The 23326-nt window shown below is 56.8% G+C and carries 18 protein-coding genes and 2 pseudogenes; 12 read left to right on the forward strand and 8 right to left on the reverse strand.

Annotated elements, in window-relative coordinates; translation table 11 throughout:
• Positions 1-342 precede the first annotated feature (342 nt).
• Together PF1751_RS13490 and PF1751_RS29730 are read left to right on the forward strand one after the other, a co-directional pair.
• Positions 343-1377 carry a hypothetical protein gene (locus PF1751_RS13490; RefSeq protein WP_016980308.1) on the forward strand — a complete coding sequence of 345 codons (1035 nt, stop codon included), beginning with the start codon at positions 343-345 and terminating at the stop codon, positions 1375-1377.
• 208 nt (positions 1378-1585) lie between these two features.
• Positions 1586-1960: pseudogene (locus tag PF1751_RS29730) on the forward strand (AAA family ATPase); the annotation flags it as partial.
• A gap of 885 nt (positions 1961-2845) precedes the next feature.
• Here PF1751_RS29730 and PF1751_RS13510 read toward each other — a convergent pair.
• The 4 genes from PF1751_RS13510 to PF1751_RS13525 all read right to left on the reverse strand — a co-directional run bounded on the left by PF1751_RS13510 (position 2846) and on the right by PF1751_RS13525 (position 8701).
• The gene (locus PF1751_RS13510) at positions 2846-4960 is read right to left on the reverse strand and encodes a hypothetical protein (protein WP_044287206.1); all 2115 of its coding nucleotides are present in this window, start codon (positions 4958-4960) and stop codon (positions 2846-2848) included.
• Positions 4947-6302 carry a tyrosine-type recombinase/integrase gene (locus tag PF1751_RS29355; RefSeq protein WP_015372089.1) on the reverse strand — a complete coding sequence of 452 codons (1356 nt, stop codon included), beginning with the start codon at positions 6300-6302 and terminating at the stop codon, positions 4947-4949. Before PF1751_RS29355 ends, PF1751_RS13510 begins: the two co-directional genes overlap by 14 nt.
• 175 nt (positions 6303-6477) lie before the next feature.
• Positions 6478-7731, reverse strand: coding sequence for a tyrosine-type recombinase/integrase (locus PF1751_RS13520; RefSeq protein ID WP_044287207.1), 1254 nt, complete (start codon positions 7729-7731; stop codon positions 6478-6480).
• Positions 7732-7951: 220 nt separating this feature from the next.
• Positions 7952-8701 carry a glucose 1-dehydrogenase gene (locus PF1751_RS13525; protein WP_010210437.1) on the reverse strand — a complete coding sequence of 250 codons (750 nt, stop codon included), beginning with the start codon at positions 8699-8701 and terminating at the stop codon, positions 7952-7954.
• Positions 8702-8804: 103 nt separating this feature from the next.
• Between PF1751_RS13525 and PF1751_RS13530 the strand changes: the two genes are divergently transcribed.
• The gene (locus PF1751_RS13530; RefSeq protein ID WP_044287208.1) at positions 8805-9164 is read left to right on the forward strand and encodes a winged helix-turn-helix transcriptional regulator; all 360 of its coding nucleotides are present in this window, start codon (positions 8805-8807) and stop codon (positions 9162-9164) included.
• Between the two features lie 58 nt (positions 9165-9222).
• On the opposite strand, the gene PF1751_RS29875 is transcribed toward PF1751_RS13530, so the two are convergent.
• Positions 9223-10086: a methyl-accepting chemotaxis protein gene (locus PF1751_RS29875; RefSeq protein ID WP_420820067.1), complete on the reverse strand. Its 864-nt coding sequence runs from the start codon at positions 10084-10086 to the stop codon at positions 9223-9225.
• Positions 10081-10836 (reverse strand): annotated as a pseudogene (locus PF1751_RS29880) (MCP four helix bundle domain-containing protein); the annotation flags it as partial. The gene PF1751_RS29875 and the pseudogene PF1751_RS29880, both read right to left, overlap by 6 nt.
• 160 nt (positions 10837-10996) lie before the next feature.
• On the opposite strand from PF1751_RS29880, the gene PF1751_RS13540 reads away from it, so the two are divergent.
• Entirely contained in the window at positions 10997-12205 is a 1209-nt protein-coding gene (locus tag PF1751_RS13540; RefSeq protein ID WP_010210432.1) for a multidrug effflux MFS transporter, read from the forward strand.
• 196 nt (positions 12206-12401) lie between these two features.
• Positions 12402-13259: an SDR family oxidoreductase gene (locus tag PF1751_RS13545; protein ID WP_010210431.1), complete on the forward strand. Its 858-nt coding sequence runs from the start codon at positions 12402-12404 to the stop codon at positions 13257-13259.
• Positions 13260-13388: 129 nt separating this feature from the next.
• Here the strand turns inward: PF1751_RS13545 and PF1751_RS13550 are convergent, their stop codons facing one another.
• On the reverse strand, positions 13389-14303 hold the full coding sequence (locus tag PF1751_RS13550; protein WP_021493142.1) for a site-specific integrase: 915 nt from the start codon (positions 14301-14303) through the stop codon (positions 13389-13391).
• A 108-nt stretch (positions 14304-14411) separates the two neighbouring features.
• The gene (locus tag PF1751_RS13555) at positions 14412-15236 is read right to left on the reverse strand and encodes a M949_RS01915 family surface polysaccharide biosynthesis protein (protein ID WP_031291350.1); all 825 of its coding nucleotides are present in this window, start codon (positions 15234-15236) and stop codon (positions 14412-14414) included.
• A 413-nt stretch (positions 15237-15649) separates the two neighbouring features.
• Between PF1751_RS13555 and arnC the strand changes: the two genes are divergently transcribed.
• The 7 genes from arnC to PF1751_RS13590 are packed head-to-tail and all read left to right on the forward strand — an operon-like array spanning position 15650 to position 23326.
• Positions 15650-16684 (forward strand): undecaprenyl-phosphate 4-deoxy-4-formamido-L-arabinose transferase, encoded by a 1035-nt coding sequence (arnC, locus tag PF1751_RS13560; protein WP_042572393.1) that lies wholly within the window; start codon positions 15650-15652, stop codon positions 16682-16684.
• Positions 16681-18672 (forward strand): bifunctional UDP-4-amino-4-deoxy-L-arabinose formyltransferase/UDP-glucuronic acid oxidase ArnA, encoded by a 1992-nt coding sequence (gene arnA / locus PF1751_RS13565; RefSeq protein ID WP_044287210.1) that lies wholly within the window; start codon positions 16681-16683, stop codon positions 18670-18672. The genes arnC and arnA overlap by 4 nt, the downstream gene beginning before the upstream one ends.
• Positions 18672-19556, forward strand: coding sequence for a 4-deoxy-4-formamido-L-arabinose-phosphoundecaprenol deformylase (gene arnD, locus PF1751_RS13570; RefSeq protein ID WP_044287211.1), 885 nt, complete (start codon positions 18672-18674; stop codon positions 19554-19556). The genes arnA and arnD overlap by 1 nt, the downstream gene beginning before the upstream one ends.
• Positions 19553-21208: a lipid IV(A) 4-amino-4-deoxy-L-arabinosyltransferase gene (gene arnT, locus PF1751_RS13575; RefSeq protein ID WP_044287212.1), complete on the forward strand. Its 1656-nt coding sequence runs from the start codon at positions 19553-19555 to the stop codon at positions 21206-21208. Before arnD ends, arnT begins: the two co-directional genes overlap by 4 nt.
• Positions 21205-21552: a 4-amino-4-deoxy-L-arabinose-phosphoundecaprenol flippase subunit ArnE gene (arnE, locus tag PF1751_RS13580; protein ID WP_010210422.1), complete on the forward strand. Its 348-nt coding sequence runs from the start codon at positions 21205-21207 to the stop codon at positions 21550-21552. The genes arnT and arnE overlap by 4 nt, the downstream gene beginning before the upstream one ends.
• On the forward strand, positions 21549-21950 hold the full coding sequence (arnF, locus tag PF1751_RS13585) for a 4-amino-4-deoxy-L-arabinose-phosphoundecaprenol flippase subunit ArnF (RefSeq protein WP_010210419.1): 402 nt from the start codon (positions 21549-21551) through the stop codon (positions 21948-21950). The genes arnE and arnF overlap by 4 nt, the downstream gene beginning before the upstream one ends.
• Positions 21947-23326: a UDP-glucose dehydrogenase family protein gene (locus tag PF1751_RS13590; RefSeq protein WP_028616173.1), complete on the forward strand. Its 1380-nt coding sequence runs from the start codon at positions 21947-21949 to the stop codon at positions 23324-23326. Before arnF ends, PF1751_RS13590 begins: the two co-directional genes overlap by 4 nt.

The following is a 23326-nucleotide window of genomic DNA, read 5'->3' on the forward strand; positions in this document are numbered from 1 at the left end:
TGGCCAGATTAGCCTTGGCGTAAAGTGCCGGACAGCCTGGTGTTACGCCTCAATGGTTGTGAGTCGAGTAGTGATCATTCAGGTTGGAACGCCGCCAGTCAGTCCTAGAAAGCAGGAATCGGTACGGGCGGACCACTTCCTATGGGCAGGCCCACTCTTGATCTCATGAAAGCGTTCGGCTGCCTGAGCAAGAGCATCGGCGGATATCGCACTGAGGGGGCTAGAGAGGCTGAGTAAACACGTTACCAATTTCTCTAGCATACCTAGCAGCAGCTTCAGCCATGAATTAGGGCTCTAGAACTCTTCTGGATGTTCCAGCTTAATTTCCCATGAGGTATTAAAGTGAATAGTGGTGTATTAAAAACAAAATTCAAGCTTGCAGTGCATGAGGCCAATGGTCAGAAGTACGAAGATTTATTTGTTCGCATAATGATGCAGTGTGAGCAGGATTTTAAGCCTGTAAAGCCACATGGAAACATAGGTGATCGTGGGAATGATGGATGGATTTCTACAAGTGGCAGATATTATCAATGCTACGCTCCGGAAGACCTCCCAGCCAATACCGAGACCGCAATTGCTAAACTGAATAAAGATTTTAGGACGCTTAAATCGTACTGGGATACGATTTCTCCGGTGCGCGAATTTTATTTTGTAGTTAACGACAGATATCAAGGTGCATCACCACATATCTACCAAGCAGTTTCGGCCTTGAAAACTGAGCACGGCCTAACGATTGCGGAAGTTTTTCTCTCGGGCCAGTTAGAGGAAAAGCTTTTTTCTCAGAAAAATGAAGTGATTGCCGACGTGCTAGGCGCTCTGGTGCTCGAATCCAATGCTGACAATGTTATCTACAAGCACTTGGTGACTCAGGCAGTTCAAAAGCTAGAGCTGGTGTATTGGTTAAACACAAGCGACAACCTGATTGCTGGAGGCATTGCAGCGAAGCTTGTGGATAGTTTCGCTGAGTTTACGACTATTGTGTTTCGAACAAATATGCCTGGAGTGAAGCCGGAATTAGAAGGCGCCATTTATGGTTTGGCTGCGAGAATAGATGCTCTGGTGAATCATTTTACGCATTCAGAGCATTCATCCTTGTTCGGTAATCGTATTTGGAGTCAAGATAGAAGCTGGAAAAAAATACAGCGCACGCCAAGCGTTTACAAGCAGATGGATGAGGCAAGCCAAAAATGGAGAGAGGAGCTATTTTATCTTCATCGTAACTTGGTTCATGCGCTGAATATTTTTGCAACATGCGTGCGCAATTCTGTTGCCCCAGGATTTTTCATGGGGCAGAGCTTTGTAGTTAACGACTCGCTAGGTACCTACAACGGACTGCAACCGTATGAGTTAATTCCGGACGGATTTATCGAGATTTGAGAAAAATAATCTAAATGAGCGGGAGAACTAAAGAACAGTAATCCATTGATTAAGTTACAAATTGGATCAGCGGCCTCCCACTTAGGCGCCGTTGCTGGGCTAGCTGTAAGAGCCGGATATCGAGGCGCACGATCCTAATGGGCCGCGAACCAAGGCGTGCAGACGTTCCTGGCAGGCCTTGATGCATTGCTCGCCAAGAGCGGGACATCTATCGAATGGCATTACCTCAATGGTGAGCCTGGAGCACACCTTCAAGCTGGTGGAGCCGTTCATTGACTACGACCTTTCATGACCTGGTGAACTGGGGAGGCCAAAACCAGGAGCACTACGCCTTTGATGAAGGACGCCTGAACTTTGCTACATTGCAGAGGTGAATGAAAAAATCGAGAAGGGCCGCAGGAAATTGGTAGGACTCGCCAGGGCGCCGGAAGATGTGCAACAAGAGCACCAGGCCGGGTTAAAGGCACTGGAAAAGCGCGCCATTGAGCTCACCCAAGAGCTTCAGTTCATCGAGCGCTGCATAGGGAGCGTTGCTGACCGCGAGCGAGCTAGGGATCTGCGAGCTGAATTGCCGCCCCCCTAGCGCGGCGCGTTGCAAGCCACCGCTTGGATGGTTACACCTGATCGACCTCATCCTGGAGCATCAGGAACAAAAGGAATACCGTCGTATGCAGTCATCCTATACCGCGTCGTGGCACTAGCCCGCCAAGGTCAGTCCATTTATAGAGCTACGGTAAATGGCGATTCAGATGCTCAAGTCGCCGTCACGATGATTACGTATACTTTAACGCCTGATCCCGAACTGCACAAAGGCAAAAGCCCGATCAAAAACCGGGCTTTGCAGATCCCTCTAGGGGAGATAAAACTCAAGTGCCTCAAAGGGCTACCACCGAAACTCTACGAGCGGTTGGCGCACATGTCAACGCTTTGCGTCTGGGACTAAGTAGTTAGGATACGTGTACCGTAATGTGTAGTCGTCAGAGCTGACGCAGTCCTGTCTAGCTCTGTGGGCAGATTACCATGCCGCAATCTGTAGTCGATACGAAGACTACTAAGCTGATTTATTGGGTGTTTCTCAACGGTTCCATTACTGACTCTACGTCCAAACCGTTCATAAGGCAGTTGTGTGCTATTACTGACAGAGCCTCGAAAAGCTTGTCTCGCTGTATTACCAACGCAGCGTTCTCCGCTTGAAGTCTTGCAATACGCTCTTCGAGACTTCTGCGCCGGCGGGCACCATCCGGATCTCTCCCGCTTTCCCTCATTTGAACAATACGGGCGGCCTCAATTCTGCCTCCACGGTCACCTCCTAGCGTAGCTCGGCTTGTCAGGCCCAGCCGGCGCTGCACCTCCGGTCGGGAAATAGGAGCGAACTCCACTCCTGAGCTAATCATCTGGGCGAGGAGAGCGTCTATTGCTTCGTCAAGAGTGCCGCCCCTCAATGTCTGTCGTCGTGCCATAGTTGCCCCTAGTCATCTGATACCGAACTGTGTCGTTTGTCCGAGTCCACAACCGTGATTGGACGCCCGTTTGGAAACACGCGTTGCACACCTCCATTGGTATCGCGTGCAAGGACAGATTTTAAATTCTTGAGCTTGTTTTCCTGGTCTGCTAGCCATACATCGCTGCCTGCCTCTCCGGTGCCTGCGTCGCGCATGATGGATATTGCCTTCGTCAGATTCTTAGCTTGTTTTTCAAGGTTGAGCCGCTCCGATGAAGTGCCCATCAGATGTAGATGCGAGCAGCCATTCCAGCATTGAAGATGCTTAGGGCAGGGGGCCTGGGAGAAATCGTGGATACAACCTCCGAAAGGGGTCACATGCAGCGCCGTAGCGTGTACCGTGAGGAATGCTTCCGCAGTTGTTGTACCTTTATCTGATAGCAAAGCATGGTAACTATCGGTCAAAGCGCCATGAATGCGCTTATCTCTTATGGCTGTATGTAGAAAGTCGAGGCGCTCGTGATAGCTATTGAACGCCAGAAACTCATGATGGGCAGCGGTGTTTTCTTCAATGCTCGTGTGTTGGTAATAAACATTCTGGTCGAGGCGTTTTCGCCCCAGAGCCAATGCTTGCTGAACATCGCTCATACCGGTCAAGTGGTAAATTGTGTTCCGCCAGTGTCTAGGTTGGTGGCTTGTTAGCCTAATCGGAGTTCCATCGGATTCGGTTAATGAACGACGCGAAAAAATGGACGTATATTTTTCATTGTCACCTAATGCGTGATTGATATCCCCGAGGGTGACCCGACGCGGGACCGCACGAAACACATTCGCCTCACGTCCACCGAAACGAAATTGGCCGTCGAAAGCGATCGCAAGCGTTTCGCTGGTTCTAAGTACGATACGAACTTGTCCCCCGACATTTTCTGTCAATGCCGCGTGCCCACGGATTCTCGGGACGATCAGTCGCTCAATCTCCCCGGCGACGTAACGTCGCTTTAACGACCTTCCTTGCTTTTCATCCGGTTCATCGTCAAATGGATGGACACCGTTGCGAGTGAGGAAAAGGTATAGATTTCTGCTTGCGCTTCTTGCTTCGCTAAAACCTAGCCAGTCCAAGACCTTTGCATCGGAGATCACTGACTGAGGGGGGTAGCTCCAAATACGTCCTGGGTGGAGTTCTTGCCAGGCGGCAATTTCTCGTTGTTCATTGGTTAGCGTTTTTAATCGCTCTACTGCGCGCCTGGCTAGAGGAATGTCGCTTTCAGCCAGCCAATGAACACGGGATTGAAATTGCTTTTCCGCGAAGTACCTAATTCCGCATTCGACGAGAGGCTTGCCATGGGCATCGACAACCACTTCTCCTGTCGTCCCTTTGATCGGCCTTTCGACCCAACAATCATAAGGTATTACTGCTATTTCGTTACCTCGTTGCCCAGTCGCTATCAATAAGTCGATCACTCGCAGCAAAATTTCTTCGCCGTCACTGAGTGGGTTGTTCGAACATATGGCATATGCCTCCATCGCCTCACGAGAAGGTAATCTCTCATCAGATTTACGCTGTTTTACCGCACGATCAGGATCGTGCAATGAGATGAACTCGTGGCGGCTTTTCTCTGGTTTTGCATCATGTGTAAAGTGGATGGCGGTGTCGGTTAATTGTAGTTTATCGATCGTATCCGCAATTACCTGAAGATGAGATATCGCGTCGTAAAGGTTCTTGTAGCCACTCCCTCTGAGAAATTCTACGACACGGTCAAAATCGCCCCGCGTCAACTGTGTAGGGTCGGATACACGTCGTTCAAACAACGGATTGTAAAGCCGGCGTACCGCAATATTGTAGGCGGCGACCATCGAAAACTTCAGGCTTCGGGTGCGTTGTAGATATACGATTAATGCCTTGCAAAAATCCTGGAAATCCAAGGGAAGGGCAGCTTTAGGAGGAACAGAATAGCCATTCTTTTCAAGTGATTGTCGTTGAGTTTCAAAGGTTATAGTCTGCTGCTTTAAGCGCTGCGGTAACCAATGCTGGACCGACCATAGCGCTGACTCCCAAGGGGTTGGAATCGATAAAGACTGAAAAATCACTTTTTCCTGTTTAATGAAACCTTCGAGGCTCTGCCTTGCCCTAGACAGCGTCATCTGCGGCACCCTCCGTGTGCTGCCGGCAGCGTTCGATCGTAGTGCTTACTGCCAGGATGGTTATCTGATGCTGGGCGAGGGGCCGATTTTGACTGAGATCACCGGCTTGTTCTGCCATATCAATGAACCGTTGGGCCTCCCGCTGGAGCGCATCCTTTACCTGCTCATGGCGGCCGTCAGCAAAGGGGTGGAACTTCTTGCAGGTGTAGCACGCGTATATAGGGTTGTAGGGGCAGTGGGTATGGACGGGCAGGGCGCAGGCTCCAATATCGCCTATGTACTGCGTATCAATGACGCCGCGGACGGCTGCTTCAGGAGCCGTATCGCGGCGTTTGACGATTTTCCCAGTTAATAAGCTGCGCATGATGCGTTGATAGGCCGGGCTCTTACCCAGAGCTTTCTCTTTGATCCGGGCAATGTTTGGGGTGGCAGTTACGTAAGCACGCGCCGCAACCGTGCTGTTGTGTCCGAGCAGTTCGGCAATCATGTCTGCCGGAGTACCCTGATCCGCCAGGCTTTGCCCGAGGTGATGTCGCAACAATATGGATACCTGATTCGGCCTATCTATACCAGCTTCACCCAGCTCGTGTTTGAGACCTGAACCGATTTCGCTAACCGAGAGACGCCTTCCACAAGGGTTGACAAATAATGGTTCACAGCCGCTACCAAAACGGTGTTGAATTTCTAAAATGTGGCGTGAGATTTTCACCCCCAGGCGCGAGGTTATTTTACGAGGGCGCCGCTCAGGTTTGCGTTGGCCAACTTTTTTGGCCATGGGTAGCCATAGGGTGTAGTACTTCTCGTGATCAGCGCTTTCAATAAACTCAAAATCAGCAATGTCTAGCGAATGAAATTGAATCGATCGAGGTGCGAGTTCGAAACCTAAGTGAAGTACGATATTAAACTGGACATCCTCCCAAGAGTCAGTCAAAGATTGTCGTTCAATGCGTTTAAGCAATAGAATTTCCTCATCGAGCTCCAAGCCTGACTGAGAGAGAAAAATTCGAGAGTAGGGAGATGAGCGTTCGGTTTTGAAGTCCTTGATCTTTAGATAAATATCGTTACTAAATCCGGCAATTCCTCTATCCATTACCCAGCGATAAAGCGTGCGAAAGACGACTACGTACTCTCTTGAGCTGTTCCAACTGTTGAATGCACTAATAATTTCCTCGGCTGCCCAAGGGAATTTCAAGGAAATATCACTTTCCGAAACCCGATGGAGCATTCTGGCGGCCCTATATGCAGTTGAAGGGGAGTATTTCTCTAACATATGGGCCATAAATGCCTTTGCTATTTCGACAAACTCCGAGCTCAACTTTAGACCAGACCAATCAATATTCATTGCCGTTCCGCCGTCGTACCACGTCCAGACGTTCAATCGAGTATCGACATACTTTGGCTGGTCATTAGTGCGAGTCCGAATCGTAACGTAAGCGGGCCCCCTGAACACGTAAGTGGCAAAGAGGAGGGCGGTGACGCGTGTTCTTGAGCGGCTGATTTGGTCACGGCGAATCTCCTTAACTGTCAAGTCGGCTCCAGGCTGCCGAGGTGCGCTGGGCATTGTGGAGGTTGGCCGACTCGGCTAGATAACGACCTGCGTAACGACGTGGCATATTCGAGGTCTCAGACCAACCGCAGACTCGCCGTAGTTCGTCCGTGGCCCGCTCGAGGTCATGCCCACGCTTTTCGACCAGGTAAGCCAAAAAGTGGTCTGCAAAGGTGTGGCGAAAGTCATGCGCAGAAAGTGTAGGCAACAATCCTGGATGAGCCAGCTCAATGGTCAGAAACAGCCGATCAAGAACGTTAGACAACGCGCGGATCGACAGCGGGCGGCCACGATCCGAGATGAACAAATAGCGATACAGCAATTTCATCGGTTTACCATCACGCAGAGGGCGCCGGTCGCTCTGGATATAGCGCTCGTAGACCTCATACAACTGTGCGGAGATGCCTACGGTCCGCCCATGTGTTTTGAGCGCAGGCTCTTCAACGCGCGGGTCGCGGGGATCATGTTCGCGATCATTGATGCTGACATAGGCGTGCTGAGAACCTTTATTGATATCCGTGGTGTAGAGCTTCAGAAGCTCTCCGCGACGGATGCCGGTCTCCAAGAGCAATTCAATCATTAGCCAGTTACGCAGTTGCAAACGTTCCGGGAACGGATTCTCCACAGCGCCAGGGCGAATCAGTCTGCGAACGATCTGTAGTTGCGTATCTGTCAGGCTGCGGTAACGAGTGCGGTCGGGACGAGCATTGATGATATGGCTCTCAAAGCGCCGCTCAATGACGTCAGCAACATCGGCAAATACCACGTTGATGTCTGCCTGTGTGGCTGAATTCTGACGGGCGCGCGGGATGTAACGGGTGACGCACCAAGACAGGTATTTCTTCAGCAGGCGCAGGTACTGGTCACGTGTTCGTGAACTGATCTGCTGAAAAAGTACAGTGCCAGGTTTGCCGATTCGGGCGATCAGATTATCGGCATGACGGCCACTTTGGAGCCAAATAGCGTAACCGTCCAGCAAAGCCAGAATCGCCTCAAAGTGGCAGGCCAAAATGGCCTCATCGATATCCATATCTCGGCTTTTGGCATAGGCGTAGAAAGCCTGGATGGCGCGCAGGTGCGCCGCAGCCGTGTTGTAAGCGCGGTGCCTGAGTTTAAGTTGGACGTAGATGAACGGAATGAGTATGGGCAACGGCGTCGCATCACCAGCTTGTACAAGCAGCGGTAGTCGTTGACCTGAAGAGAAACGGCACTGAATCAGTTTCATCGACAGCCACCTCATTCAAGGAATCGTCATGAACACTATGGACATGGCCCGTTGAGAGAGTAGACGTCAAATACGAATTCGTCGAATCAGTGACTTACGTGTCTTATGAACATATCTGACATAGCACCTGATTTAACATAATATACATTATGCGTAATGTCGCATTGCGTATTCAGGGGCAGTGCCCGTGAGATTTCAGCAGGCAAAACCCCTGTCTTGCTCAAACCTGAGCAAAGCCACCATCGACAAACATTTCACTGCCCGTCATGAAGCTGCTCTCATCCGACGCCAGGAACAATGCGGCGGCTGCGACTTCTTCCGGCTTGCCGATACGACCCAACGGAACCTGCGCCGTCATGTCGTCGATGATGGCTTCCTTTTGTCCCGTGCCTGACAGCGCCAGGTCCAGGCCTGGTGTCGAGATCGGGCCTGGTGACAGCACGTTGACGCGAATGCCGCTGCCTTTCAGATCGAGCGCCCAGCTTCTGGCGAAATTACGCAGCGCAGCCTTGGTGGCGCTGTACACACTGAATGCCGGTGTGCCCATGGTGCCGGTGGTTGAACCGGTCAGGATCACTGAGCTGCCAGCGTGCATCAGTGGCAACGCGTTTTGCACGGTGAACAGCGTGCCTTTGACGTTGATGCCGAATGTCCGGTCAAACGATTCCTCGGTGATGGATCCGATCGGCTGGAAATCCCCCAGGCCCGCGTTGGCGAACAGCACGTCAACGCGGCCCTTGTCGGCTTTGATTTGAGTGAAAATGCGCGCCAGGTCGTCGAGTTTTGAAATGTCACCCTGGATGGCGATGGCCTCATGGCCAATCAGTGCAAGCGCCTTGTCCAGTTCATCCTGCCGACGTCCTACGATCACGACCTGCGCGCCTTCAGTTGCAAAGCGAATGGCGGTTGCCAGGCCGATGCCGCTGTTGCCGCCGGTAACTACTGCAATTTTGCCGTTGAGCCTGCTCATGGTGAGCTCCAATGAATAAGGTTGAGGCCCAACTGTAGATCTGCGCTATTCTTTTGAATAGTATGCACCTTTTAGTAAGTACCCCCTCGGAGCCTTCATCATCATGGCTAACAACTCATTCAACTGTGGCCTGGAAGCTGCGCTGGCCGTGATTGGCGGCAAATGGAAACCCCTGGTTCTGTTCAACCTGGCGCAGAATGTTCATCGATATGGCGAATTAAGGCGCGCGATTGGCGGCGTGACTGACAAAGTGTTGATTCAGCAACTCAAGGAGTTGGAGCGCGACGAGATCATTGCTCGTGTGGACTTTCACGAGATACCGCCGAAGGTCGAGTACTCCCTCACGCCCTTTGGCCAGTCCTTGGCTACGGCGCTGGGCGGGTTGTGCCAATGGGGTACGCAGCATATGCAAACGGTCGAGCGCATCGCCGAACGACGCACGTCTGCCCTCTCCCGGTCCTGAGCCCCTGCCCGATATCCAACTCAACTAAATGACTATTTAGTTGAGTTAAATCAATAAGTTAGAGCCTGAATCGATCGACGGACTGTGACAGCTGGCCTGCCAAGCTAGACAATTCGTCCGTCGTCGACGCCGTCTGGCCGATTACGCGACTGTTGCTCTCTGACATCTGCGCAATCATCTCCACCTGATGGGCAATTTCATTGCTGGCCAGGCTCTGCTCCCCGATGGTTCGGGAGATATCGTTGACCATCTCGGTGGTATTCAAGGTGGCCTGGAGAATCTCACGAATTGAGCGCTCCACATCAGCGGTCACCGCCATGCCCTTATCGACCTGAGCAACGCCCTCCTCCATGCTGGCGACGGCTTCGCGCGTGCTTTGCTGGATACGCCCTACCATGCTGGCAATTTCCTGGGTCGAGGCACTGGTGCGCCCGGCGAGGTTGCGTACTTCATCGGCGACCACGGCGAAACCGCGCCCCTGTTCACCGGCACGGGCGGCCTCGATCGCGGCATTCAGGGCCAGCAAATTGGTCTGGTCGGCGATTCCCTTGATCACCTGGATAATGCTGTAAATCGCCTCGGACTCCTTGTCCAGCGTGCGGATTACCTGGGCGGACTGTTGCGCGGAGCGGGCAATGCCGTCCATGTCGCTGACCACCTGATGAATCACCTGGCCACCGTCCTTGGCCAGTGTTTCAGCCTGGTTGGCCATGGCCAATGCTCGCTCGGCATGCCGAGTGATTTCCTCAATGCTCGCGGTCATTTCACTCGCGGCAGCGGCCATGGCGCTTGCCGCCGCGCTTTGTTGCTGGCTGCTGCCAGCCACTTCATGACAGCCGTGGCTCAGTTGCTCGCTCGTGGTATTGACGCCATGGGCGTTGCTGCGCACCACGCCGATCATGCCGCGCAAATCCCGTTGCATGGTGGCGAGGCTGCGAATCAATGCACTGGCTTCATCTTTGCGCACGGGTTCGACAATCGGTTCGCTCAAGTTGCCATGAGCAATGCTGTCGGCAATCCGGCTGGCCGTTTGCAGCGGTCCCATGATGCTGAGGATGACCCAGCGGCCCTGGGCCAACAGCAATATAAGGCTGGCGATCAACACCACGCCAAGGGTGAAGTTGGCGACGCTGATGCTCTGCCGAGTGCCGACACTGGCCTGCTGGGTGTTGTTTTCGATCAGCTCACTGAGCGTCGCCATCTGATCTTCAAGCTGGCTGAAGGCGGCGTTGAACGTACCCAGTTCGCCCCGAGCGGCGTCGGGGTCATCCAGCGCCAGGGTGACGATGCGCTCGCCGGTACTTATATAGTTGTCCAGGCTGGGTTTGATTTTTTCCAGGTTTGCCTTGAGCGTGTTGTCCAGCGGCAGCTTGAGGTTATCCGCCAACACCTGGCGAAAGTGCTCGGCATGTTCCTTGAGCGAATCGCTGACCTGCGCCTTCGTGCTGGTACTTTTACCCAGGCCCACCAGCATGGCCGACAGCACATCCGCGCGCAGGGCGTCGTGCATCATGTCGGCTTCCATATGGTTGCGCAGCGCCGTCATGCTGAGCTCGCTGTCCTGCACGGCAGTGCCCATCCGAGTATTTCCCAGGTAGCCGGCCAGGCTCATGATCAAGGCCGTAAGCAGTCCGGTCGCTATCAACAGCATCAGGCGTAGTTTGATCGTCATGCTGATATATCCCCGTGCCTGGTCAGTCGGTTGGGAACCCAACCGCAGAAGCCTCGCTGGTCATGTTATCGGCCAACCATACTGCTTATTGAAGCCTAAGTTTGCGGATCTGCGCAGATCCCTTAAGCTGACCGACCTTTGCTTCGCCCGGAACTGCCCCATGTCTCGACGTATCGCCCACCTCGCCTTGCTGCTGGGTTTGATCACCGCAGTCGGCCCCTTCGCCATCGATATTTACTTGCCAGCCTTGCCGACTCTGGGCGCAAGCCTGCATGCCTCACCCGCGCTGGTGCAGATGAGCCTCACTGTGTTTTTCGTCATCGTTGGGGTGTGCCAGCTGTTCTACGGGCCGATCAGTGACGTGTTTGGGCGCAAACCGCCGATTTACGCAGGCCTGGTAATTTTTGCCGTGGCAAGTGTCGGGTGTGCGCTGGCGCCGACCATCGAAACACTGATTGCCTTTCGTGCCCTGCAGGCGTTTGGTGCGTGCGCGGGCATGGTGATTCCGCGGGCCATCGTGCGTGACTTGTACACCGGGCATGAAGCGGCGAAGCTCATGGCGTTGCTGATGCTGGTGATGAGCGTCTCGCCGATCCTTGCGCCGCTCGCCGGCAGCCTGGTGATCGCGTTGTGGAGCTGGCGTGAAGTGTTTGCCGTGCTGGCCGTCGTTGCCGTGGCCTGCCTGGTGATGACCATCGTGCAACTGCCCGAGACCCATCCGGCCGAACGTCGATTGGGCAAAACCCTGGGCAATGCGTTCAGCAGCTATGGCGCGTTGTTGCGCGACCCGGTCTTTATCGGTTTGTCGGTGGTGTGTGGTTTTGGCTTGGCGACCTTCTTCGTGTTCATCGGCAGCGCACCGTTCGTGTACATCGAGTATTACGGCCTGACGCCGACCCAGTTCAGCCTGGGTTTTGCCCTGAATGCCGCCTCGTTTTTCGCCATGAGCCAACTGACCGCGCGCCTCACTGCACGCTTTGGCCTGGCGCCGTTGATCCGCTGGTCGGTGGTGGCCGTGGCGGCGGTCATGGCCTTGCTGGCGGCCACCACGCTATGGGTCGATAGCCTGGCCTTGATGATGACGCTGCTGTTTATCGGCTTCGGCTTTCTCGGCCTGCTGCTGCCGGCAGCCGGTGTGTTGTCGTTGGAGGATCATGGCGCGGTGGCCGGTTCTGCCTCGGCCCTGCTCGGGGCGATCCAGATGATCACGGCAGCCCTGTCAATGACGGTGGTCGGTGTGTTCGCCGATCACACACCCGCGCCGATGCTGATAGGCATTGCGCTATGCGCCATCGCAGCGATGCTCACCACGCTGTGGACCTTGCGCCGCCTGCCCATTCACCTGGCCAGTGCCCCGCCCTCCTCCTGATCGCTGCCCGTCTGCGCAGCAGGTTCGGATCTCGAATCTTGACTGCGCCTATGGGGCAACATCAACGCGTGGAAATACCCTGTATGCATAAGTCTGAAGCCAACCACTCGTCGGGCTTCAATGGCATCCATTACAACTATCGTCCGGCGCAAAACTACTAATCCCATAGCACCTTTGGAAACCTATGGAGATTGAAATGGCTGACTACCCTCGCCCACCCTTCGCGCCGCAAGCTCAGAACGTGCCAGGTTCGCAGAAAAAAATGGACCCTTACCCGGATTGCGGCGAGCAAAGCTACAAGGGCTCCGGCCGGCTCGCCAACAAGATCGCGCTGATCACCGGCGCCGACAGTGGCATCGGCCGCGCCGTTGCGATCGCTTTTGCACGCGAAGGCGCGGATGTGGCTATCGCTTATCTGGATGAACATGAGGACGCCAGGGAAACTGCACGCTGGGTCGAGGAAGCCGGACGCCAATGCCTGTTGCTGCCCGGTGATATCGCGCAGAAAAGCGTATGCCAGTCGCTGGTCGACAAGACGGTCGAGCAATTCGGCCGTATCGATGTGCTGGTCAACAATGCAGCATTCCAGATGAGCCATGAAACGCTTGAAGAGATCTCAGACGAGGAATGGGTGAAAACCTTCGATATCAACATCACAGCCATGTTTCGTATCTGCAAGGCTGCCGTGCCGCATATGAAGGCGGGCAGTTCGATCATCAATACATCGTCGGTCAACTCGGACATGCCCAAGCCGACGTTGATGCCCTACGCCGCCACCAAGGGTGCGATCGCGAACTTCACGGGTGGTCTGGCGCAGTTGCTCGGCAGCAAGGGCATTCGCGTCAACAGCGTAGCGCCGGGACCGATCTGGACGCCGCTGATTGTGGCGACCATGACCGATGAAGACGTGAAGAACTTCGGCAGCGAAACCCCGCTGGGCCGTCCGGGCCAACCGGTGGAAGTCGCGCCGATCTATGTGCTGCTGGCCTCGGATGAAGGCAGCTATATCTCTGGGTCGCGTTATGCGGTCACGGGCGGCAAGCCTATCCTCTAACCTTTACACCTAACCCTTGTGGGAGCGGGCTTGCTCGCGAATACGGCGTATCAGTCACCGGACTTTGACTGACAAACCGCCTTCGCGAGCAAGCCCGCTCCCACATTTTGATCTTCATCATGTCGGACGTTACAGATCAAACCGATCCACCGCCCGCCGCCGCTCGTTGTCGTCACGCACGTCATAGCTGGCGGTGGTCTGGATATTGGTGTGGTGCGCCAGTTTCTGTGCAATCGACAGGTCATGCTCTTCAATCACCCGAGTAATGAACGAGCGGCGGAAGTCATGAGGCATGATTTTCACGCCTACCTGCTGGCCGCGCTGGCGGGCGATGTAGTAGATCGCATGCTTGGTGATGCGTTCGCGGGTGATATGACTGCCGCGGCGGATGCGGTTGAACAGGAAACTGTCGTCCTGCTCGCCTTCCTTGAGTTGCTCGCGGCGAAACGCCAGCCACGCCTGCAACTTGGCGAATGCCCAGTCCGGCGCGTACTTGATCAACTCCTTGTTACCCTTGCCGATCACCCGCAGGCTGCGCTCTTCGAAGTTGATCTGCGCCAGGTCGAGGTTGACCGACTCCGACTTGCGCATGCCGGAGCCATACAGAATGCCGATCACCGCGGCATCCCGCAGGCCCTGGGGCCGAGGGTCGGCAGCGCAGACTTCCATCATTTCGCGGATCAGGCTGCGCCGCAGGTTGCGGCCCTGGCTCAGGCGCGTGCCCGGTGCAGCCTTGACGGTGCGCATGCGCAACAGGTGTTCCTGGCTGATCAGGTTCAGCCGCCAGGCTTCGTTCATCACACCGCGTACCGCGTTGACATATAACGATGAGGTATTCGGCGCGTAGCCGTCCTCACGCAAGGCAGCGACCAGGGCGATCACGTGTTCGGGCTGCAGCAGATGCCAGTCGATGTCTTCAAGGTTAATGTCCTCGAAGCCCAGGCGGTCGGCCGCGTCTTGCAACACGTAGCGCATGGTCAGTTGGCTGGAGGGTGCCAGGCGGGTGAGGTAAAGGGTCAGCGGGTTGCGGATAGACTCAGTCAAGGTAGATCAGCCTTTGGATTAAATACCTCGAACAAGCCTTTGATTAATCGAGGTATTTAGTGAATTGGCGAAGGCCGAGTCTAACCCAGGACCGGCCCAGGCACAAAATCACGGGGCCGTGTCGTCATCTTCGGTAGGGTCCTGCGGCTGGACCTGGGTCTGGCTCCAGTCGCTGTCCTGCTTCTGCATCAGCGCGAACCAGTGTTGACGCATGAACGTCAAGTAAGCCTCAGGGGCTTTGGCAAAATCCTTTTCATCGCCATAACAACCCGGCAACGGCAACTCGGTGCCCTGCTCCTTGTACTGGCTGACCAGTGCCTGCTGTCCGGCCACGCTGCAATCCTTGGGCAACGGCATGCCGCGCAAGGCGCCAGCCTCTTCGTCCCACCAGGCAGCCCCCACGCGGTCCAGGCCGCGCAGACGGAATTTCTGCGACTTGCCGACATGCATGATCAGCTTGAATTCGTTGGGGCTAACATCGCTGGTGCAGGTTCGCGAATAGCCCACGGTGGCCTGGGTGATGCCGTCGCCGGTGAGGTCGGTGACCTTGGTCGCCGCCCTGTCAAAATGCAGGGCGGCGTCGAATTCGCAATGCTGCACGTCGTCGTAGAGCATCCACACACGCTTGGGGCGGTTGCCGTCGATCAGGTATTGCGCCGCATACACGAACCCCGACTGGGTGCCGTCGTCGTCACGCTCGCTGACTTGCTCGGCGAGCACCAGCAGGTTCTTGCCTTGTTTATCGTCCCAGGTGTAGGCGGCGATCTGCTTGCCGCGCACTTCCACGCCGTCCGGCACTTGATCGATGCTGGTCAGCGCCACGCCGTCATCGGCCTGGACTGTCGTGACACTGGCCACGCTCATCAACAACGCCATCAATGATCCCATCAAAGCAGGCCGCAATTGGCCGCGTAAAAGCTGCACGCTATTCATTCGATCACCCTGGCAAGAGACGGCTTACTTTACCGGCACTTGGGGCGCATTGCAGAGAAGATTCTTCACTAAAATTCGTTGGCTGAGCGTAGGCGCTCAAGTTGAACCAAACGTCCTACAAACAGTTCTTATTTCGCCCACTAACTAAAGTCGACAACCCGTTAGTTGCTTAGCTGAACCCTAGCTGTCTACCTGTCAAATAAACGAGTTTTTCATCCGCCTTTCATATCTGTTCCACATTTTTACGCTTAATCTTAAACACAGTACTTCACGGCAAGCCGCGCTATATCGTCTAACCTATTGATTACGCTTCACCTTTGGCGCCGTTTCTTAACCTGCGGCCTGGACGTTCGCCCCAATGATTGCTGCTGTTTCCACGCTCCAAGATGCTCTAACCCCGAGGTCATGAATCTTTGAAACCCTACCCTATTCATTGCGTGTCGATCGTTATCCCGGTCTACAACGAACAAGAGAGCCTGCCTGAATTGCTGCGTCGCACCACTGCGGCCTGCAAGCAGCTGGCCTACGAATACGAAATCATCCTGGTGGATGACGGTAGCCGCGACAATTCGGCCCAACTGCTGGAAGACGCTGCGGCTGAAGACGGCAGCAACGTGGTGGCGGTGATCCTCAATCGCAACTACGGCCAGCATGCGGCGATCATGGCCGGTTTCGAGCAGTGCCGGGGCGAGGTGGTAATCACCCTTGACGCCGACCTGCAAAACCCGCCCGAAGAAATCCCGCGCCTGGTGGACCAAGCCGCCCTCGGTTACGACGTGGTTGCGACCGTGCGCAATAATCGCCAGGACTCGGCCTTCCGCCGCTGGCCTTCGCGCTTGATCAACCTGGCCGTGCAGCGCTCCACCGGCGTGGCCATGACCGATTACGGCTGCATGTTGCGCGCCTACCGCCGCACCATTGTCGACGCGATGCTGGCCTGCCGCGAGCGCAGCACCTTCATCCCGATCCTGGCCAACGGCTTTGCCCGCCACACCACCGAGATCCTGGTGCACCACGCCGAGCGTGAACATGGCGAATCCAAATACAGCGCCATGCGCCTGATCAGCCTGATGTTCGACTTGCTGACCTGCATGACCACCACCCCGCTGCGCCTGCTGTCCATCGTCGGCTTCAGCCTGGCGGCGCTGGGCATGCTGTTTGCCCTGGCGTTGATCGTCATGCGCCTGGCCTTTGGTGCCGACTGGGCCGGTGATGGCTTGTTCGTACTGTTCGCCGTGCTGTTCGTGTTCACCGGTGGCCAATTCATCGGCATGGGTCTCTTGGGTGAATACCTGGGCCGCATGTACAGCGATGTGCGCGCCCGTCCGCGCTTCTTTATCGAAAAGGTGCTGCGCAACCAACCGGCAGCACCGGCTCCCGTGGTCGTCGTTGACGGCCTGGTGTCTTCCCATACTTCTACTTCTTCTGCTGATCAGGTCCAATCATGAGTTCAAAAGCTGTTGTATTCGCGTACCACGACATTGGTTGTGCAGGCCTTGAAGCGCTGCTCAACACGGGTTACGAAATTGCTGCTGTGTTCACCCATGCCGACGACCCGAAGGAAAACAACTTCTACGGTTCCGTTGCTCAACTGTGCGCACGCAACGGTATTCCAGTGCACGCTCCGGAAGACGCGAACCACCCGCTGTGGGTCGAGCGCATCGCCAAGCTGAACCCGGACTACATTTTCTCGTTCTACTACCGCAACCTGCTGAGCGAGCCATTGCTGGCAACCGCACGCAACGGCGCATTCAATCTTCACGGCTCGCTGCTGCCCAAATACCGTGGCCGCGCCCCGGCCAACTGGGTGCTGGTCAACGGCGAAAGCGAAACCGGCGTAACCCTGCACCGCATGGTCAAGCGTGCCGATGCCGGCGCGATCCTGGCCCAACAGAAAGTCGTGATCGATCGCACTGATACCGGCCTGACCCTGCACGCCAAACTGCGCGACGCCGCCAGCAACCTGCTGCGTGACGCCCTGCCGCAACTGGCTCAAGGCAAGCTGGCGGAGACCGCCCAGGACGAAAGCCAGGCCACTTACTTCGGTCGCCGCACCGCCGCCGATGGCAAGCTGGAATGGAAAAAACCGGCTGAAGCACTGTTCAACCTGGTTCGCGCCGTGACTCAACCGTATCCGGGCGCTTTCTGTGCGGTCGGCGAGCACAAGCTGATCGTGTGGCAAGCCGAAGTGGTCAAGGGCAACGATGGCCAGGCGCCGGGCCGTGTGATCAGCGTCAACCCGCTGCGCATTGCCTGCGGTGAAGACTCCCTGGTGATCAAGTTCGGCCAACGCAATGACAACGGCCTGTACCTGGCCGGTCCTTCCCTGGCCAACGAATTGGGCCTGGTGGACGGTTCCGTGCTGCGCGGCGCCGAGTCCGGCCGCAAGACACGGCGTACCCGTGTGCTGATCCTGGGCGTGAATGGCTTTATCGGTAACCACCTGTCCGAGCGTCTGCTGCGTGACGACCGTTACGAAGTCTATGGCCTGGACATCGGCTCCGACGCCATCGAGCGCCTGCGCAGCCACCCGAACTTCCATTACGTGGAAGGCGACATCAGCATCCACACCGAGTGGATCGAGTACCACATCAAGAAGTGCGACGTGGTCCTGCCGTTGGTAGCCATCGCCACGCCGATCGAATACACCCGCAACCCGCTGCGCGTGTTCGAGCTGGACTTCGAGGAAAACCTCAAGCTGGTGCGCTATTGCGTCAAGTACAACAAGCGCGTGATCTTCCCGTCGACCTCCGAAGTCTATGGCATGTGCCAGGACCAGTACTTCGATGAAGACACCTCCAACCTGGTGGTCGGCCCGGTCAACAAGCAACGCTGGATCTACTCGGTCTCCAAACAACTGCTCGACCGCGTGATCTGGGCCTACGGCGCCAAGGGCCTGAACTTCACCCTGTTCCGTCCGTTCAACTGGATGGGCCCGCGTCTCGACCGCCTGGACTCCGCGCGCATCGGCAGCTCCCGTGCGATCACCCAACTGATCCTGAACCTGGTGGAAGGTACGCCGATCCGTCTGTTCGACGGTGGTGAGCAGAAACGTTGCTTCACTGACATCGCCGACGGTATCGAAGCCCTGGCGCGCATCATTGATAACGACAACGACGCGTGCAACGGCCAGATCATCAACATCGGCAACCCGGAAAACGAAGCCAGCATCCGCCAATTGGGCGAAGAGCTGCTGCGCCAGTTCGAAGCGCACCCGCTGCGTGGCAACTTCCCGCCGTTCGCCGGTTTCCGTGACGTGGAAAGCAAGGCGTTCTACGGCACCGGTTACCAGGACGTGGCACACCGCAAGCCAAGCATCGAAAACGCCAAGCGCCTGCTGAACTGGGAGCCGACCGTAGAGATGAGCGAAACCATCGGCAACACGCTGGATTTCTTCCTGCGTGAAGCGATGCTCGAAATCGCGGACAAAAAGTAATGGATGCAGGTCTTCGCATCGACGTCGACACCTACCGCGGCACCCGTGAAGGTGTGCCACGGTTGCTCGAATCCCTGGACGAAGCCTCGGTAAAAGCGACGTTTTTCTTCAGTGTCGGGCCGGACAACATGGGGCGCCACCTGTGGCGCCTCATCCGCCCGCAGTTCCTGTGGAAGATGCTGCGCTCCAACGCCGTCGGGCTGTATGGCCTGGATATCCTGCTGGCTGGTACCGCCTGGCCGGGCAAGCCGATCGGTCGCGACCTGGGGCACCTGATGCGCCAAGCCAAGGCGGCCGGGCATGAGGTCGGCCTGCACGCCTGGGATCACCACGGCTGGCAGGCCAACACCGGGCGCTGGAGCGAAGCGCAGTTGGTCGAGCAAATTCGACGCGGCGTGGAGAGCCTGAGCGACATCCTTGGTGAGCGCATTGACTGTTCAGCGGCCGCCGGTTGGCGCGCCGATGAACGCGTCGTGCAAGCCAAGCAAGGGTTCAACTTTCGCTACAACAGCGATTGCCGCGGCACTAGCCTGTTTCGTCCCACCCTGGCCGATGGCAGTGCGGGTACCCCACAGATTCCGGTGGACCTGCCGACCTTCGACGAAGTCGTCGGGCCGGTAGTGGCTGCCAAGGACTTCAATACGTTCATCCTCGACCGCTTTGCCGAGTCGAAGCTCAACGTCTACACGATCCACGCAGAGGTAGAAGGGATTCTGATGGCCAATGAGTTCCGCCAGTTGCTCGCCCAGGCAGGGCAGCGCGGCATCGATTTCAAACCGTTGGGCGAGTTGTTGCCGGCGGACCTGACCACCCTGCCCCAGCAACAGATGGTGCGCGGCGTCTTGCCCGGTCGCGAGGGTTGGCTTGGAGTGCAGCAGGCATGATTCGCCGTTGGGCCCTGCCCCTGCTCCTGCTGGCGTTTGGCGTGTTTTACCTGCTGCCACTGGCTACCCATGGTCTGTGGATTCCGGATGAAACCCGTTATGCGCAAATCAGCCAGGAAATGCTGCTGACCGGAAAATGGGCGTCGCCGCACTTCATGGGTATCCGTTACTTCGAGAAACCGGCGGCCGGTTACTGGATGATCGCGCTGGGCCAGGCGATCTTCGGGCAGAACCTGTTCGGCGTGCGGTTTGCGTCGGCGTTGAGCACCGGATTGAGCATCCTGTTGGTGTACCTGGTGTCGCGTCGGTTGTGGAATGACCCGCAGAAGAGCCTGATCAGCACCGTGCTGTACATGAGTTTTGTCAGCGTGGCGGCCCTGGGCGGTTATGCCAACCTCGATCCGCAGTTCACGTTCTGGGTGAACCTGACGGGCGTGGCCTTGTGGTTTTGCTTTGACAGCACGACCCGCAATGGACGACTCGGCGCCTGGGCGCTGTTGGGGTTTGCCTGCGGCATGGGTTTCATGACCAAGGGCTTTCTGGCGTGGCTGCTCCCGGTGTTGATCGCCCTGCCCTATGCGATCTGGCAACAGCGTTTCCGCGAGCTGCTCGGTTACGGCCTGGTGGCGGTGGTGGTGGCGATTGTCATCAGCTTGCCGTGGGCGCTGGCTGTACACCTGCAAGAGCCCGACTACTGGCACTTCTTCTTCTGGCACGAGCATATCCAGCGCTTTGCCGGTGACGACGCCCAGCATGCCGAGCCGTTCTGGTATTACCTGCCGTTGCTGGTTGCGTTCTGCCTGCCATGGGTGGCGTTGTTGCCGTCCACGCTCAAGCAGGCCTGGCAGGACAAACGCAGCGCACAAACCGGCTTTGTATTGCTGTGGTTGCTGATGCCCCTGGCGTTCTTCAGCCTGGCCAAGGGCAAGCTGCCCTCCTACATCATGCCGTGCCTGCTGCCCTTGGCGTTGTTGATGGGCAATACCCTGACCGACAAACTGGCCCAGGGCCGTTACCGCGCAGTGCGTATCAATGGCTGGTTGAACCTGATCATCGGCGTGGTGATGCTGCTGGCGCTGAGCTGGTTCCAACTGAAAAAACCGGTGTATGAACACGGTCAGGAAACACTCAGCCTGGTACTGGTGTTCACATTCCTGTTCGGCTGGATCCTGGTCAACCTGCTGCAGGCCGCACAGCCGCTTCGCTTGTGGGCGATGCCAGTGCTTGGCAGCTGGCTGATGGTCGCCCTGTTGCCAGCCGCGCTGCCGCACTCAGTGGTTTACAACAAGACCCCCGACCCATTCATCATCGATCACCTGCAGGAACTGCAACCGGCCACTGCACTGTTGAGCAATGACCTCGGCGCCGCATCGGCCTTGTCGTGGCGCCTGGCACGGCCGGACGTGACGCTCTACAACACCGTCGGTGAAGTCAAATACGGCCTCGCCTACCCGGATGCCGGGCATCACAAGGTGGATATGCCTCAGGTTCAGCAGTGGATGAGCGATGCGCGTAAAAAAGGCACGGTCGGTGTGGTGATGCGCGTCAAAGGTGACGATGAGCGAGCCGAAATCGCTTTGTTGCCCAGCGACGGCCAGCGCTATGAGCAAGGCAATATAGTGATCCTGATCTTCCCGCAGGTGACGCCTTGATCACCTTGCTGCTGTTAGTGGCTGCCTGCTTGCTGACCTGCATGGGCCAGGTGTCGCAGAAATTCGCCGTGGAAAGCTGGCGTGACCTGCCGGACGGCTGGGCACTGAAACTGCGTTCGCCGTGGTTGTGGTCGGCGCTGATGTGTCTGGGTCTGGGCCTGTTGGTGTGGCTGCTGGTGTTGCAGCGCCTTGAGGTGGGCATTGCCTACCCCATGCTCAGCCTGAATTTCGTGCTGGTCACACTGGTGGCGCGGTTTGTCTTTGATGAGCCCATCGACGGCCGTCACTGGTTGGGCGTGGCGCTGGTGATCGGCGGTGTCGTGCTGCTGGGGCGTCACGTATGAGCCGGGTTCAAGGGTTTGCCCTGGCCCTGGGCAGTGTTGGCCTGGTCAGCGCCGCCCAATTGGGCATGCGCTGGAGCATGACGCGCTTGCCGCTGCCCAACCAGTGGCTGAGCGTCCAGATTGATCTCGACGCCCTCGGCGTGGTGCTCCTGGCGATTCTGGCCTACGCGCTGTCGATGCTCTGCTGGCTCGGCGCGCTCAAGCACCTGCCACTGGGCCGTGCCTATTCACTGTTGAGCATCAGCTACGCCCTGGTGTACTTGCTGGCGGCCAGCCTGCCGGTGTTCAACGAAGACTTCTCCATTTCAAAAACCCTGGGGGTGGCTTTGGTCATCCTCGGTGTGCTGGTTATCAACTCTCGTCGTGCTAGCGCTACAAGTCCCAGGAATGCCCCATGAAAATCAGTGTATTTGGTAGTGGTTACGTCGGTCTGGTGCAGGCCACTGTGTTGGCCGAAGTCGGTCACGATGTCATCTGCATGGACGTTGACAAGAACAAGGTCGAGTCTTTGCAGAAGGGCCATGTGACGATCTTCGAGCCGGGGCTGGCGGCGATGGTCAAGGAAAACCTGGAAAGCGGGCGGCTGCACTTTACCCATGACGAGAAACTCGCGGTCGAGCATGGCGAAGTGCTGTTTATCGCCGTGGGCACGCCGTCGGACGAAGACGGTTCGGCGGACTTGAAGTACGTGCTGTCGGTGGGCGATGCCGTGGCCCGTCATCGCAAGGAACCGGTGATCCTGGTGGAAAAATCCACCGTGCCCGTCGGTACTGGCGACACCCTGCGTGCGCATATCGAAAAAGCCCTGCACTTGGCCGGTCGGCACCTGGAGTTCGATATCGTCTCCAACCCGGAATTCCTCAAGGAAGGCTCGGCCGTGGCCGACTGCCGCCGCCCGGACCGCATCATCATCGGCTGCGAGCGCGAAGAAGTGCGCGAGGTGATGCGCGACCTGTATGCCCCTTTCAATCGCAACCATGACCGCATTATTTTCATGGACCTGCGCAGCGCCGAGCTGACCAAATACGCCGCCAACTGCATGTTGGCCACCAAGATCAGCTTCATCAACCAGATCGCCGAGCTGGCCGAGCACCTGGGCGCAGACATCGAAGCCGTGCGCCTTGGCATCGGTGCCGACTCGCGCATCGGTTACCACTTCATCTACCCCGGCTGCGGCTATGGGGGGTCGTGCTTCCCCAAGGACATGCGCGCCCTGATCCACAGCGCCAAGCAAGCCAACTGCTCCAGCGACCTGCTGGAAGCCGTGGAAGCCATCAACCAGCGCCAGAAGAGCAAATTATTCGAACGCATCAATGCATTCTTCAAGGGCAACCTGCGCGGCAAGACCTTTGCCCTGTGGGGCCTGGCGTTCAAGCCGAACACCGACGACATGCGTGACGCGCCCAGCCGTGTGCTGATGGAAGCCTTGTGGGCGGCTGGCGCCAACGTGCGCGCTTTCGATCCGGAAGCCATGCAGGAAACCCAGCGCATCTATGGCGACGATCCACGGCTGATGCTGATGGGTACCCCGGAATCCACCCTGGGCGGCGCCGACGCGCTGATCGTCTGCACTGAATGGCAGCAGTTCAAGGCGCCGGACTTCGACCTGATCCACCAGCGCTTGAAAACCCCGGTGATCTTCGACGGCCGCAACCTCTATGACGGCGAGCGCCTGGCGCGCAAAGGCTTCCAGTACTACCCGATCGGCCGTGGCGACTCCTGCCAGTTGCCGATTCCGCAGCAGCAATGGTTGCCGCAGGTCGTGGAAGCCTAA

Origin of the sequence: Pseudomonas simiae (assembly GCF_000934565.1) — a bacterium.
Classification (GTDB): Bacteria; Pseudomonadota; Gammaproteobacteria; order Pseudomonadales; family Pseudomonadaceae; genus Aquipseudomonas; species Aquipseudomonas simiae.

Bases quoted from the DNA above. Each gene is read 5' to 3' on its own strand.
- PF1751_RS13555 (WP_031291350.1), bottom strand. From the start codon at position 15,236: ATGAATAGCGTGCAGCTTTTACGCGGCCAATTGCGGCCTGCTTTGATG.
- PF1751_RS13520 (WP_044287207.1), bottom strand. From the start codon at position 7,731: ATGAAACTGATTCAGTGCCGTTTCTCTTCAGGTCAACGACTACCGCTG.
- PF1751_RS29875 (WP_420820067.1), bottom strand. From the start codon at position 10,086: ATGCAACGGGATTTGCGCGGCATGATCGGCGTGGTGCGCAGCAACGCC.
- PF1751_RS13525 (WP_010210437.1), bottom strand. From the start codon at position 8,701: ATGAGCAGGCTCAACGGCAAAATTGCAGTAGTTACCGGCGGCAACAGC.
- PF1751_RS29355 (WP_015372089.1), bottom strand. From the start codon at position 6,302: ATGAATATTGATTGGTCTGGTCTAAAGTTGAGCTCGGAGTTTGTCGAA.
- arnD (WP_044287211.1), top strand. From the start codon at position 18,672: ATGGATGCAGGTCTTCGCATCGACGTCGACACCTACCGCGGCACCCGT.
- arnF (WP_010210419.1), top strand. From the start codon at position 21,549: ATGAGCCGGGTTCAAGGGTTTGCCCTGGCCCTGGGCAGTGTTGGCCTG.
- PF1751_RS13530 (WP_044287208.1), top strand. From the start codon at position 8,805: ATGGCTAACAACTCATTCAACTGTGGCCTGGAAGCTGCGCTGGCCGTG.
- PF1751_RS13590 (WP_028616173.1), top strand. From the start codon at position 21,947: ATGAAAATCAGTGTATTTGGTAGTGGTTACGTCGGTCTGGTGCAGGCC.
- PF1751_RS13540 (WP_010210432.1), top strand. From the start codon at position 10,997: ATGTCTCGACGTATCGCCCACCTCGCCTTGCTGCTGGGTTTGATCACC.
- arnA (WP_044287210.1), top strand. From the start codon at position 16,681: ATGAGTTCAAAAGCTGTTGTATTCGCGTACCACGACATTGGTTGTGCA.
- arnT (WP_044287212.1), top strand. From the start codon at position 19,553: ATGATTCGCCGTTGGGCCCTGCCCCTGCTCCTGCTGGCGTTTGGCGTG.
- PF1751_RS13545 (WP_010210431.1), top strand. From the start codon at position 12,402: ATGGCTGACTACCCTCGCCCACCCTTCGCGCCGCAAGCTCAGAACGTG.
- PF1751_RS13510 (WP_044287206.1), bottom strand. From the start codon at position 4,960: ATGACGCTGTCTAGGGCAAGGCAGAGCCTCGAAGGTTTCATTAAACAG.